Below are 13,389 nucleotides of genomic sequence, written 5' to 3'. Positions count from 1 at the left end.
GATTCAGTCTTATTGATGAAAGGCGATTATCGCAATTGCCTGAGGCGCTTTGCAAGTTAAAGACTATATTGGGCAAATGTTACATGGGCTATAAACCAGTAAATATTGATATGAATTTATATTGTATACATTTTCAAATTGCAGTTTACACTAAGACAGAAATCTCATCACCCTTAACTTTTTTTGGAGTCATTTATGACGATTGGAGTTGGTACTCAAACTCAAGAGCAAGCGCTGGCAAGTTTATCGGACATGACAGAGGATGTAGTTAGTATTGCACTTGTGGAATTTGAACAACGTATTGCTAAAGCGCAACAGTTAATGCAGCAGCAGGGCATCGAAGCCATTTATGTTAATGCTGGTACCAATTTATACTATTTTACTGGGACTAAATGGTACGCCAGTGAGCGCATGGTTGGAGCCATCATCCCAGCAACAGGTGACGTTGAATATATTGCACCTGCGTTTGAGCTAGATACTTTAGAAGGCTTCATGGCGATTAAAGGTAAGGTAAATACGTGGCATGAAGATGAAAGCCCTTACGCACTTTTTGCCAACACAGTCAGCCAGATGGGGATTTCCACCGGTAAAATAGGCATCGATGAGTCAACTGCATTTTTCATTTTTGATGGCATGCGATTAGCGAACTCTGAGCTTGAATATGTCAATGCTAAAAGTATTACTGCTGGCTGCCGGATGATTAAGTCAGCATCAGAACTCGCTTTATTACAACGTGCCAAAGACATGACTTTGGCTGTTCATATTGCAGCAGCTAGCATATTACGTGAAGGGATCACGACTGCTGAAGTGGAGCTATTCATTCATGAAGCGCATAAAAAGGTAGGCGCCCCTGCTGGTTCTTATTTCTGTATTGTGTTGTTTGGTGAAGATACTGCTTATCCTCACGGGGTTAAGTCGCCTAAATCTCTTGATGTAAATGATACGGTACTTATTGATACTGGCTGTCAGCTACAAGGCTACAATTCTGATATCACTCGTACTTATGTTTTTGGTGAGCCTAATGATCGCCAACGCGAACTATGGCAACTAGAGCAACAAGCTCAGTTAGCTGCTTTTGAGGCTGCTCAAATTGGTAAAACCTGTGCGAGTGTCGATAAAGCCGCGCGTGAGGTTATTGTAAATGCGGGGTTTGGCCCTGGTTACGATGTACCAGGTTTACCTCATAGAACCGGTCATGGTGTTGGACTAGACATCCATGAGTGGCCTTATTTGGTATTAAATGATCATACTGAACTGACTGCTGGAATGTGCTTTAGTAATGAACCTATGTTATGTGTGCCGGGAGAGTTTGGCGTGCGCCATGAGGACCATTTTTACATGACCGAAAAGGGAGCGGTTTGGTTCACTGAACCCGCTAAATCAATCGATGATCCTTTTGGCCTAGCGTAGATTTAGTTATCGTTTTGATTAAATAGACATCAGGCAGTACGTTGATATTTACCTAATGCTGAAAAACGCCCATTAGCAATGACTAATGGGCGTTTTGTTAAGTATTAGAGTGATAATTGAGTTAATACTTTGATTTAGTTGAACGCTTGATTTAGTTGATCGCGAGTAATTCAACTTCAAAAATTAACACTGAACCGCCTTCAATTTTACCTGCCGCGCGGTTACCGTAAGCCAAGGTGCTTGGCACAAAAAATTTAAATTTATCACCAACTGTCATTAGCTGAACACCTTCAGTCCAACCTGGAATTACACGATTAAGTGGGAAATCGATACTTTGACCACGCTCCACTGAGCTATCAAACACTGTGTCATCAATCAAAGTGCCATGATAATGCACAGTAACTGTGTCCGTTGCTTTAGGATGCTCAGTTCCTTCACCTTTATGCATGACTAAATATTGAAGCCCTGACAGTGTTGTTACAACCCCTTCTTTTTTCTGATTTTCTAGCAAGAACGCATCACCTTTAATAATGTTTTCTTGAGCTGCTTTTTTATTATTTGATTGAGTAAAAAAGTAAAAGATGAGTCCAGCGATGACGCAAATAGCCAATAAGACTTTCATAGTAAGTTCTCGTGTGTATTCTGGTGGATTGTCGTTTTACGCATGTTACTGATTGATAGTGCAGGGGTAAAGTCTCACGCTTGCTTAAGGTGACTTTGCGTTAATTTATGCCTGTGTGTCTTAACTGCAAGTAACACATGCTTATAACTAATAAAATATTTAAAACAATCATCACCCAATAAATCCACTTAAAGGGCGTTTTTTGCGTTTTATGGCGGAAATATTGCTGCGCAAGAACGCCCGCTGGCCAGGCGCCAATGAAGGCTAAAATATATAAGGTACGCTCTTTCACTCGCCATGTTTGCTTACTGGCAGCACGTTTATCATGCCAAGTCACAGCGGCACAAATCAGGTTTATGAACAGCACGTAATAACCTAAATAGCTAGATAGGCTAAAGCTTGCAATGATGAGTGCTAGGCAAGATATCAATCCAAATAGTTTCATTGGTGCTCGTTTGGTTAAATGTTCATGGCGATGTCAATAAGGGGTACTTTACATAAGGGATGCCATAAAAGGGTTATTTTAAACAAGAGCCGCTTTAAGCAAGAACTATTTTAAAAATTCAGCATAAATTTCTAAATCTATTTCATCACCGACAATCGGTATATAACTGCTCATGTTAAAGTCAGAACGCTTAATGCGGCCTATGGCACTAAACCCTACAGTGTACTTACCTGTCATCCAATTATCTGCGCCGCCATGAAAGGTTGCTTTGAATGTGACAGGTTGAGTGACCCCTTTAAGCGTTAAGTTGCCAGTAAAATTAAATTGGCTCTCAGATATAGGGGTGACTGTATGGCTTGCAAATACCGCTTGAGGAAAAGTTTCAGAATCAAACCAAGTGGATTCTTGTAGGGTCTCAGCTAAGTCTGGATTGTTGATATCAACAGATTGAATATCGACTACAGCGGTTAAGCTCGCTGCGGTCATATTGTCTGGGTCAAAAGTCAGTTCAGCATCAAACTGATTAAAACGCCCCACATAAGTCGATAAACCAAGGTGCTGAATTTTAAAGAGAAGTGCAGCATGATTCTTATCGAGTTGATATTCACCGCGCTGCAGTGCAACCAGTTCAGATTTAACATTAGGGGCCACCCAGCTGACGCAGCTTGATAACATCAATATTGCGCAGATTGAGCATATAAGCGACTTGTTAATAATCCATTTATTCATAAGGTAGCTCACTGTGAGGTCATCTTGTTTTGACTATGGCGAACTCGATTTCGCCATAATGCTTCTAATGGCCCTTGCTTGAAGAACCGCAAATACAATGGGGCAAACACTAGCTGTAATCCAATAATTATCCCAGCAATAAAGACGTAATCAATTCTATTCAGAATCAAATGTAATTCAGGTGCATAGTATTGAATAATATAGCGAAATAATATCACGCCAATAACGGATTGGATAATGTAACAACTCAAGGCTAGTTTACCGACATCTTGCAATCGACTTAATGCATGTGGACTGTTTTTGCACAGGTTAACGATCAAATGGATATAAATCATTGCCATCGGAATGGCACTTATTATTACTGTGGTTGCGGAGAGCTCTTTTAGCACCGGATTAGATGAAAAACCCAATAAAGTATCAATAACAGAAAATATAATGGTCCACGTAATGCATTTTAATAACGTGACTCTATCTAACCCGTGTTCAAATATTCCTTGCCTGTAAAGCGCCATTCCCCACATCATCAAGCCGCCAATAAACCAAATGAGTGTAAAGGGCGTTATGATAAGCATGAATCCCACTTGAATAAGCTGCAATATTACGGTGTTGAGATAGCCAGCTGACCATTCTTGTAATTGCTCAAGGTGCAGTTCGGAGCCCCGAAAGTACAGATCATCTTCAATTGTTAAACTAAACAAAGCGACTAAAATAAGTGAAAGAGCAACAAATTGAGTTGCACGCTTTTTGAGTATTTCGAGATCGCTATTGATATAATTAAGCGCTAAAAAAGCACTGATACCATAAGTTAATAATATATCGCCAGCCCAAATAAATACGCCGTGCATTAGCCCAATTAACATAAGCCATAAGAGGCGTTTTTTCATTAATGGGTAAGCAGGTAGACTTTGCGATTCATAGCGCTGAAATTGCACCAATAAACCTGCACCAAATAAGATGGAAAGAAGGCTTAAAAATCGGCCTTCCAGAAATACATTACTCACTACCTCTGTGAATATATCCATCTTTGGCTGTATTAAATGCGGGGCATAACCGTAAAAACTATCATTCATAAAAAATATATTCATGAATAAGATGCCAAGAATAGCTAATCCCCTTAAGGCGTCGATATTATGGTTACGGTTTCCATGGCTTTCGTTGATGGTATTGACTTGATTTGGGCCAGTATTGGTGACGCTGGTAGGCGTACTAATATGAGCTGCAGCATCCATTTCGCTATTCATATTGTTTTTGTGTGGTGATCGATGATTAAAAGCCTAACAGTCACTGAATCAAAAAGATAGCAACAGCTAGGCTGTAATAGAAAGGCTTATTTTTGTGGTTTTTCAGAGATCCACAATTTAATTGTGCCGCGAACAACCACATTACCATCGGTGTCATAGGCATTGACAGGAACCAGTAAGTCACCAACTTGCCATTGTTCGGGGGTGACTTCTGCAACACATAAGATATCACTGCCTGCCTTGGCGGTATAATCGACTGTCATTCCTTTTGGGATCCAGCGTAGGTGCTTAGGTATCGATGCTTCTGCCATCACACCCATTGCCATTTCTAAGCCATTACAAATAGCAATCACATGTACAGTTTTAATATGATTGTGCACCGCTTTGCGCTTTTTGATTAAACAAGCACAGCGATTGACTTTTAGTTCAGTAACGAGAGGCTTTACCGTGGCAAAATAGGGAGCCATACGTGACACCATAATCGAGAAAATTTTATTCCCGAATGGGTATTTGGTTACTTTGTTATATAAAGCTAATACATGGTTAGGCTTGTTGCTCATATCGATCCTTCTCTTATTAGAATTATTTTAACATCTGGTCTGATGAGTTGGTTTGGGTTAGTTTAACATCCTTGTAACGCCTTGCACATATGCCAATGAAATTGAAAAAAGATTAATGACAGAGATTAGAGAATATCGAGGTATAATTTATTTAAATTAATGATGAGGTTTGAGAACTTTACTCATAGGCCTAGGTCATAGGACGCATCAAGAACATCATACAAGGTACCACTGAGTCAAAGCGCATGTTTTGACAAGGTAATGCAATTTTAAATAATTAAATTCAGCGTTTTATTAAGGATTAGCTTTGCAGCAACTATTAAATTTTTTCAAAGGAATGGCGATGGGCGCCGCGGATGTTGTACCGGGCGTATCAGGCGGCACGATTGCGTTTATCACAGGGATTTTAGATCCACTTTTAGACGGTATTCGAAAGATCAACCCGTCTTTGTTTGGAGTGATAAAACAACATGGTATCAAAGCGGCTTTTTTACATATTAACGGTCCATTTCTAGTCGCTGTTTTTGGCGGTATTCTGACCAGTATTTTTACACTGGCTAAGCTCATCTCATGGTTACTGACAAATCACCCAATCCCTGTATGGTCATTCTTTTTTGGGCTTATTCTCTTTTCCGTTGTGCACATGCTCAAACAGGTGAACAGGATTAATTTGTTACGTTGTATTTTGTTTGTACTCGGTGTGGCGTTCGCTTGGTTTATCACCGTACTTAACCCTATTGAACTTGATGTCAGTTACCTTACCTTTTTCTTTGCAGGCTGCATTGCCATTTGCGCCATGATTTTACCAGGGATCTCAGGTAGTTTTATTTTATTACTTCTAGGACTTTATCCTGCGGTATTAGCGGCAGCTAAAAGCTTTGATGTGCTTATGCTTGCGTGTTTTGCATTAGGCTGCGTGGCAGGTTTATTGAGCTTTAGCCACGTATTGTCTGCCATGTTACGTAAGTTTCATGATGAGACATTGCTATTTTTAACTGGATTGATGCTGGGCACCTTAGGGAAAATCTGGCCATGGAAAGAAGTACTAACTTGGCGTGAAAATTCTAAAGGTGAGCAAGTCCCTCTAACTGAGCAAAATTTATCACCGATGCAGTTTGAGCAGTTAACTGGGGAGTCGTCACAACTGCTTGCCGCCATTGCCTGTTTATTGGTTGGTATTGGACTGGTGTGGGGCTTGGAAAAATTTGGTAAGCATTCTGCTAAGTAGGCAGACTAATATTGAGAATTAGCCCGTAATGGGCTAATTCTCGCTCATGTTACTTTGAGAATAAATTAATTTTACTTTTTATTATAATTTAATGAGTTAAAGACTAATATTTAAAGACACAAGTGATCTCAATAGCATGACATGACGTAATGCTCATTAAGCCACAAGGAGTTGTATCGTGAACAAAGAAATCTTTAACCCTGAAAAAATTCAAATTGGTATTAGCAGCTGTCTATTAGGTCAAAAAGTGCGTTTTGATGGCGGCCATAAAAATTCTAACTATTGTAATATCGACCTAGCACCATTTTTTGACTACATCAGTGTATGTCCTGAAATGGCAATTGGAATGGGGGCTCCACGAAAAAGTATACGTCAAGAGCGTGATGGCGATAAAATCTTTGTCAAAAGTGCAGACGGTTCAATTGATGTTACTGATAAATTAAACGAATACAGCGAAAAACGAGTTGGCGAGCTCGATTTTATTGGCGGATATATTCTCTGCGCTAAATCACCGACTTGCGGTATGGAACGTGTTATCGAATATAAATACGGCACCAATAACGGGACTAAAAGTGGCGTGGGTGTTTTTGCCAAAAAGCTGATGGACAAATATCCTCATCTTCCAGTCGAAGAAGAAGGGCGTTTACATGACCCTTTACTTAAAGAAAACTTCATTACTCGTGTTTATGCATATCATGAATGGCATTGTTTACAGGCTGAAGGTTGGACAAAGCACAAACTGATGCAGTTTCATGCTCGTTACAAGTATTTACTTATGGCGCATAGCCCGCAATGGTATCGAGATTTAGGTCCGATATTAGCCAACATAGAAGATCTAAATGAGTCAGCTCAAACTTATTTTGAAGGGTTTATGACGGCGCTGAAACTTATCGCGTCACGAAAAAATCACACCAGCACACTGCAACATATTCAAGGATACTTTAAAAAGCATCTGTCAAAAGAGCAAAAGCAAGAGTTGAGCGAATCAATTATGAAGTACCGTGAAGGTGTGTTGCCTTTGTTGGTACCAATAACCCTGATTAACCATTACTTACGTGAGTACCCAACGCCTTACATTGAAGGCCAGGTGTACCTAAATCCTCATCCTGAGGCATTACGACTACGTTACGCCTACTAAATTTATCTCACTGATAATATAAATAATTGTTCCTATTGAGATAGAGGCTTAATGATGAAAACACTCATTTGGTTTAGGCAAGACTTGCGTCTTGCTGACAACCTAGCGCTTTGTGAAGCATTTGCTTACGCGAAATCTGCGTTATCAAGTCCAATAAAAGCGAACAACGAACAAGTCGTAGCCTTGTACGTTGTCAACACAGAGCAGTGGCGCCGCCATGATGTTGCTCCCATTCAAATTGATTTTATTGAACGACATGTCAATATTTTAGCCAAAGGGTTAGCAACACTTGGGGTTAAACTTCACGTAGTGCACCTTCCTTTATTTGATGATGTTGTTGAGTGGATGCCATCGTTTTTGGCGCAACATCAAATAGAAAAAGTGTTTGCGACTCAAGAACCCGAAATTAATGAACGTCAACGTGATGAGAAGCTGCTTAAATTAGGACTTCCAATTGATTTTGTGGCTCAAGATTGCATTGTTAACGCTGGTTGCGTGAACAACCTATCAGGGCAAATGTATAAAGTTTTTACTCCCTTTTCTAAAAAGTGGCGTGAGATTACTGCAGGTATGGCTATAGCACCGCTTGCTGTTCCGAAACCAATTGCTGCGGCCTTACCCGAGCCAAGTGCAATTGTCTTTGATGCAGAAAAAAAGTCGAGTCATCTTTGGCGTGCTGGAGAAGGAGAGGCGAAACGCATTTTAGAGCAATTTTGCTCGCAGAGTATTCAAGATTACCAATTAGAGCGAGATTTCCCTGCTTTAGACAGTACCAGTAAATTATCCCCCTATTTAGCGATTGGAGTGATTAGTGCTAAGCAGTGTTTAGCCTCTGCCCTTAATCGATTTCCTGAAGCGCTGGTGGACGACACCAGTCCTGCGAAAACTTGGATTAATGAACTGGCATGGCGTGAGTTTTATCGTCATTTATTAGTGGCTTTTCCAAGGCTATCAAAAGAAAAAAGCTTTAATGAGAAAGGAGATTCCGTTCAATGGCGGAATAACATTGAAGAGTTTTCTGCTTGGTGTGAAGGACGAACAGGTTACCCGATTGTTGATGCTGCCATGAGGCAACTTAATCAAACTGGTTGGATGCATAATCGATTAAGAATGGTGGTGGCAAGTTTTTTAACCAAGCACTTACTTGTAGATTGGCGTTGGGGAGAGCGCTATTTTAGACAACAATTAATTGATGGTGATTTAGCCGCGAATAATGGTGGTTGGCAATGGTCGGCAGGAACAGGTTGCGATGCACAACCTTATTTTAGAGTGTTTAACCCGATGAATCAAAGCAGTAAGTTTGATCCCGATGCGAGTTTTATTAAACACTATGTACCTGAATTGAAAGATGCGCTGCTAAAAACAATTCACCAACCTACCTTTACTAAAGACACTCAAATGTTTGATGATTTGTTTAGTGATAAGCAAGCCAAGTCAGTGGACTATCCTTCGCCTATTGTTGAGCACAGCTTTGCACGCAAGCGAGCAATAGAAGTATTAAGTTCGCTAAAGCGTTAATGCCTTATCTAATTTTTATCAATACAAGCCACTTTTAAGTGGCTTTTTTGTTGTTAACACTGCCTTTTCAAATCTAACTTAAATCGAAGTCATCAAGATAGTTCATTGCCTTTATTTGCGAGAGATCACAGTTTCAACTAGGTTAGTAACACTGACCATTTTTAATGATTGCTGGAATGGAATTAACAACATACAATAAACATATATTTTAAATGCATCTTTAAAGTGATTCCTCACGTTAAGTTAAAAGGTTTGAATATCATGCTAAATATTGACGATCCGGCAGAAACTGAAAAAACCGCAGCAATATGGCGATTAGCATTTAGGCCTTTTTTCTTAGGCGGTGCAGCGTTAGCTATGCTTTATATCCCATTATGGTTAATGGGTTGGTATATTCCCGAATACAGTTTGTTTAATAGTCAATTTTGGTCAAATGTATTGCCTTTGTGGTGGCATCCACATGAACTGTTATTTGGCTTTGCAATGGCTATCGTGTGCGGTTTTTTACTGACGGCAGTACAAACTTGGACTAATCAACCTAGCTTGAAAGGGCCAATGTTGGCTTTAACATTTACCAGTTGGTTTTTAGCCAGACTATTGCTGTTATTGCCTTTTGATATTCCACTATTTTTACCTGCTTTTTTTGATAGCGTGTTTTTAGGCATTGCAGCTTTCACTATGTGGCGGAATGTTTATCGTGTGAAGCAATGGCAAAATATTGGTTTTTCTATCATGCTTACAGTGGCGCTTGTGGTTAATCTTGTGAGTTATTACGCATTACAAGAACGTAATTTCATTTTAGCTAATCAAATTTGGCAAGGAATGTTATTTTGGTTGGCTTTGTTGATTACGATAGTAGGTGGTCGAGTCATTCCTTTTTTCACGGCGATGAGAGTAAAGCTGCCAAAAGCCGAACCAATTTTTGCCATTGAGAAAAGCTTACTTGTGTTAATGATTGCGCTTGTTATACAAGCCATTTTTAAAATCTTTCCAATAGCGGTTGAGCAAGTGCTATTGCTAAGTGCTGGCGTATTGCACTTAGTCAGAATCAGCCGCTGGTTACCGCACAAAACAGTGAAAGAGCCAATGCTATGGTCGTTACATCTATCGTATCTGTCCTTGCCTATTTCATTGTTGGGTTTAGGTTGGTTTATCAATGATGAGTTTGCTTATCGGAGTTTATTGCACCTGTTTGCCATTGGCTGTTTAGCTTCATTGTGTTTATCAATGATTTCAAGGGTGTCACTTGGACATACCAGCAGAAACATTTATCAAGGTCCAAACATGGTATTAGCATTTGCGTGCCTACCTATTGCAGCTTTATTTCGAGCGGTGATGCCGCTACTTATGCCAGCTAATACACAGGTTTGGTTATGGATTGCGGGTGGCTTTTGGTTTACGGCCTTTGCGCTATTCGTTTGGCATTATAGTCCTATTTTATCTCGTCCAAGAATTGATGGACGACCTGGTTAATAGCCTGATGAGCTATGACATTTTATTACGTTGTAAGGAAAAACTGTGAATAAGCAATTAGCTTTGTTTAAACAAAATAACAGCAAGGTGTTGGGGATGACTAAAAAGTGTGTAGCGAGTTTTGTTGCTGTATTGGGCTTAGCTTCATGCTTCGCTGCAAGCGCCCAAACAGATATCAATCAAACTAAGTTTCCTGACCAATATAAAACTTGGGCCGAAACAGAAGAGCAAACAGAGCGAGAAGATATGTTAGCAAGTTACCCTGCTAACATTATCTTATGGGCAGGTTCTTCATTTGCCAAAGAGTATCACAGTCCCCGTGGGCACCAATTTGCGGTTGCAGATGTCACCCACACATTACGCACTGGCGTGCCACCTAAGGAAGGTGAAAAAGGCACGTCAGCAAGCTGTTGGACATGTAAAACACCTGATGCACCTCGTTTAATTAAAGAGATGGGGTTTGAAGGGTATTCAGCGTCTAACTTTACTGACTTAGGTACGGAGATTAATAGTGTTGTTTATTGTACTGATTGCCATGTAGATGGCAGTGCTGAACTCGCACTACCTCGTCCGCATGCTCAAAATGCAATGAGCAAAACAGGTATTCCGTTTGAAAAACAAGATGCATCAATGCAAGGGGCACAAGTATGTGGTCAATGTCATGTGACTTACTACTTCCAACCTGAAAAAAGTAACGTCGTTAACATGCCATGGATTTTTGGCAGTGATACTGACAATATTTTAAAATACTATGACACTCGCCGATTTTATGAGTGGATCCATCCTATTTCTAAAACGCCGATACTCAAGGCGCGTCACCCTGAGTTTGAACACTGGAGCCGCAGTAAACATGCAGAGGCGAATGTGACTTGTATTACTTGCCACATGCCAGTTGAAGAAAATGCAAAAGGTGAAGAGTTTACCAACCATAAAGTTGATAAAGCATTACCTCATTTTGATAAGACATGTATAGCGTGCCATGAAAGCAAAGAAGCGATCACAGCCCAGCTTGATGCTGATAAGCATGAAATTGAAGCTATGGCTCGTGAGGTTGAAGGCTTGTTAGTGAAAGCCCATTATGAAGCGAAAGCAGCTTGGGATGCTGGTGCTAATTGGGAGCAAATGAACAGTGCGATTATGTCTATTAGGCATGGTCAATGGCACTGGGACTTTGCGATGGCTTCACACGGTATATATGCCCATAACCCAGACGAAGGCCGTATGCTGCTGAGCCGAGCAACATCTCAAGCTAAAATGGCAAGAGCGGTACTTGCACAAGTATTAGCTGGTCTTAAAGTGGATAAGGTTGAGTATCCAGATATTAGCTCGAAAGAGTCAGCACATGCCGCTGTGGGAATTAATGAAGCTAAACTAAGTGAAGCTAAACAGATGTTTATTAAAGATGAAGTTGAAAAGCATTGGAACCCAATCGCGGTAAGAGGTTATCAATAAGCTGTTCAGTCAATTTTAGCAAGCTGGTGAATCAATACTAAGTTGATCATATAGCTGAATAGCATTAGTAAAAAGCACCTAGGGTAACCTAGGTGCTTTTTTTTGATCTTTAGAAGCTATTTCAACGTACTTAAGGGTATATAAAATATTTAGGTTTTGTTTGATTATTTTTAAGACAAATCCAGTAACTAAGCTTATTATCAATAGATAACTATTCGTTTTAATTGCTTTTTGTTTACTGTACTTCAGCTTTTAAAAATTAAACATGATGTTTAGTGAAATGGTTCAAGGAGAGTTAAATGCACAGTAGCACTAATACCGTTAGTGAGTTACCTGAGCCGATGAATTTCGATACGCCTGTTCAGGCGCAAATTGTTGATGACTTCATTAACATGTATCAACAGCTCAATAAGAATACTTTGCACCTTCTGAATCAGGTCTACAGTGAGAATATCGTGTTTCAAGATCCACTACATAAAGTAGAAGGATTAGCTGATCTGACCCAGTACTTTGCGAACATGTATGCCAATGTTGAGGCTATCAACTTTGATATACAGCAAGTAAGTGCCTCTGCAAGCCAAGCTTCAGTTTTTTGGGTCATGACTTACCAGCATTCTAAGCTGAATCATGGCCAGCCTATTAATGTTGAAGGCATGAGCCATCTGCAATTCACAGATAAAATCTACTCTCACCGTGATTACTTCGATCTTGGCCAGATGCTATATGAACCCATTCCACTATTGGGAAAATTGATTCGTATGGTTAAGTCTAGGGCATCGTCATGAAAACCAATACAGCTAAACAGGAAGCGATTTTAATCACAGGTGCAAGCTCTGGTATTGGGCTTGCGTTAGCACGTCATTATATTGAGCTGGGATACCATGTGTTTGCGTGTGGTAGAAATGAGCAAACGCTCAACACCATTGGCGGTGCATATCCGTTGATGTTTGATATCAATGATAAATATCAAATAGAACAAGCATCAATGCAACTTAACACTATGCTGAATAATAAAGGACTAACGCTAACAACCGTTGTTCTCAATGCGGGAAGTTGTGAGTATATCGATAATCCGCTTCAATTTGATGGCGCTTTATTTGAAAGAGTGATTAACACTAATCTGATTGCAATGGGGTATTGTTTACAGTTTTTTTTACCACTTATTGCTGCTCATGGCCGTATCGGTTTAATGAGCTCAAGTGCGACCTATTTACCTTTCCCTCGTGCGGAAGCTTACGGCGCGTCAAAAGCCGCTGTTAATTACCTTGCAAGTAGCTTGCGGTTAGATTTAACGCAACACGATATTGGCGTCAGTGTGATATGCCCAGGCTTTGTATCAACGCCACTAACAGATAAAAACGATTTTTCGATGCCGATGAAAATCTCTGCGCAACAAGCGGCTATTGATATTTTTAGTGGATTGAAAAAAGGTCGTGATGAGATTCATTTCCCTAAACGTTTTACCTATATATTGAAATGTTTAGCTTGTTTACCTTCGGGATTGATTAACAATTTACTTGCGCCTAAAGCGCAGAAGCACTCTTAAAATGGTTAAAACTGAGATTTTGGCCTC

General features: G+C 40.1%; 13 protein-coding genes. 8 read left to right on the top strand and 5 right to left on the bottom strand.

The window, feature by feature from the left end:
- Nucleotides 1-195: 195 nt before the first annotated feature.
- On the top strand, nucleotides 196-1,410 hold the full coding sequence (locus J8L86_RS02585; protein WP_065109004.1) for a Xaa-Pro peptidase family protein: 1,215 nt from the start codon (nucleotides 196-198) through the stop codon (nucleotides 1,408-1,410).
- 151 nt (nucleotides 1,411-1,561) lie between these two features.
- Here J8L86_RS02585 and J8L86_RS02580 read toward each other — a convergent pair whose 3' ends face one another.
- From J8L86_RS02580 to J8L86_RS02560, 5 genes are all read right to left on the bottom strand, one after another.
- On the bottom strand, nucleotides 1,562-2,032 hold the full coding sequence (locus tag J8L86_RS02580; RefSeq protein ID WP_055024272.1) for an FKBP-type peptidyl-prolyl cis-trans isomerase: 471 nt from the start codon (nucleotides 2,030-2,032) through the stop codon (nucleotides 1,562-1,564).
- Nucleotides 2,033-2,132: 100 nt separating this feature from the next.
- A complete protein-coding gene (locus J8L86_RS02575; RefSeq protein WP_211028542.1) occupies nucleotides 2,133-2,477 on the bottom strand; it encodes a DUF1294 domain-containing protein in 345 nt (114 codons plus the stop codon).
- Between the two features lie 105 nt (nucleotides 2,478-2,582).
- Nucleotides 2,583-3,206: a YceI family protein gene (locus J8L86_RS02570; protein WP_211028541.1), complete on the bottom strand. Its 624-nt coding sequence runs from the start codon at nucleotides 3,204-3,206 to the stop codon at nucleotides 2,583-2,585.
- An 8-nt stretch (nucleotides 3,207-3,214) separates the two neighbouring features.
- Nucleotides 3,215-4,447 carry a DUF418 domain-containing protein gene (locus tag J8L86_RS02565; RefSeq protein ID WP_247663141.1) on the bottom strand — a complete coding sequence of 411 codons (1,233 nt, stop codon included), beginning with the start codon at nucleotides 4,445-4,447 and terminating at the stop codon, nucleotides 3,215-3,217.
- A gap of 86 nt (nucleotides 4,448-4,533) precedes the next feature.
- The gene (locus J8L86_RS02560; RefSeq protein ID WP_055024269.1) at nucleotides 4,534-5,007 is read right to left on the bottom strand and encodes a hotdog fold domain-containing protein; all 474 of its coding nucleotides are present in this window, start codon (nucleotides 5,005-5,007) and stop codon (nucleotides 4,534-4,536) included.
- Nucleotides 5,008-5,314: 307 nt separating this feature from the next.
- On the opposite strand from J8L86_RS02560, the gene J8L86_RS02555 reads away from it, so the two are divergent.
- The 7 genes from J8L86_RS02555 (at nucleotide 5,315) to J8L86_RS02525 (ending at nucleotide 13,362) form a co-directional block, all read left to right on the top strand.
- Nucleotides 5,315-6,235: a DUF368 domain-containing protein gene (locus tag J8L86_RS02555; protein ID WP_211028539.1), complete on the top strand. Its 921-nt coding sequence runs from the start codon at nucleotides 5,315-5,317 to the stop codon at nucleotides 6,233-6,235.
- A gap of 175 nt (nucleotides 6,236-6,410) precedes the next feature.
- On the top strand, nucleotides 6,411-7,373 hold the full coding sequence (locus J8L86_RS02550; protein ID WP_080915183.1) for a DUF523 and DUF1722 domain-containing protein: 963 nt from the start codon (nucleotides 6,411-6,413) through the stop codon (nucleotides 7,371-7,373).
- 51 nt (nucleotides 7,374-7,424) lie between these two features.
- The gene (gene phrB, locus J8L86_RS02545) at nucleotides 7,425-8,891 is read left to right on the top strand and encodes a deoxyribodipyrimidine photo-lyase (protein ID WP_211028537.1); all 1,467 of its coding nucleotides are present in this window, start codon (nucleotides 7,425-7,427) and stop codon (nucleotides 8,889-8,891) included.
- Nucleotides 8,892-9,152: 261 nt separating this feature from the next.
- Entirely contained in the window at nucleotides 9,153-10,364 is a 1,212-nt protein-coding gene (locus J8L86_RS02540) for an NnrS family protein (RefSeq protein WP_065109009.1), read from the top strand.
- A gap of 96 nt (nucleotides 10,365-10,460) precedes the next feature.
- Nucleotides 10,461-11,816, top strand: a complete 1,356-nt coding sequence (locus J8L86_RS02535) for an ammonia-forming cytochrome c nitrite reductase subunit c552 (RefSeq protein ID WP_211028635.1) — start codon at nucleotides 10,461-10,463, stop codon at nucleotides 11,814-11,816.
- A gap of 341 nt (nucleotides 11,817-12,157) precedes the next feature.
- Nucleotides 12,158-12,601: a nuclear transport factor 2 family protein gene (locus J8L86_RS02530; RefSeq protein WP_211028634.1), complete on the top strand. Its 444-nt coding sequence runs from the start codon at nucleotides 12,158-12,160 to the stop codon at nucleotides 12,599-12,601.
- Nucleotides 12,598-13,362, top strand: coding sequence for an SDR family NAD(P)-dependent oxidoreductase (locus tag J8L86_RS02525; protein ID WP_065109010.1), 765 nt, complete (start codon nucleotides 12,598-12,600; stop codon nucleotides 13,360-13,362). The genes J8L86_RS02530 and J8L86_RS02525 overlap by 4 nt, the downstream gene beginning before the upstream one ends.
- Nucleotides 13,363-13,389 lie beyond the last annotated feature (27 nt).

The sequence above is a fragment of the Shewanella sp. MMG014 genome (genome assembly GCF_018100775.1).
GTDB classification, from domain to species: domain Bacteria; phylum Pseudomonadota; class Gammaproteobacteria; order Enterobacterales; family Shewanellaceae; genus Shewanella; species Shewanella japonica.
Note: the sequence above shows the minus strand (reverse complement) of the source record. Positions and strands in the feature narration are given on the sequence as shown.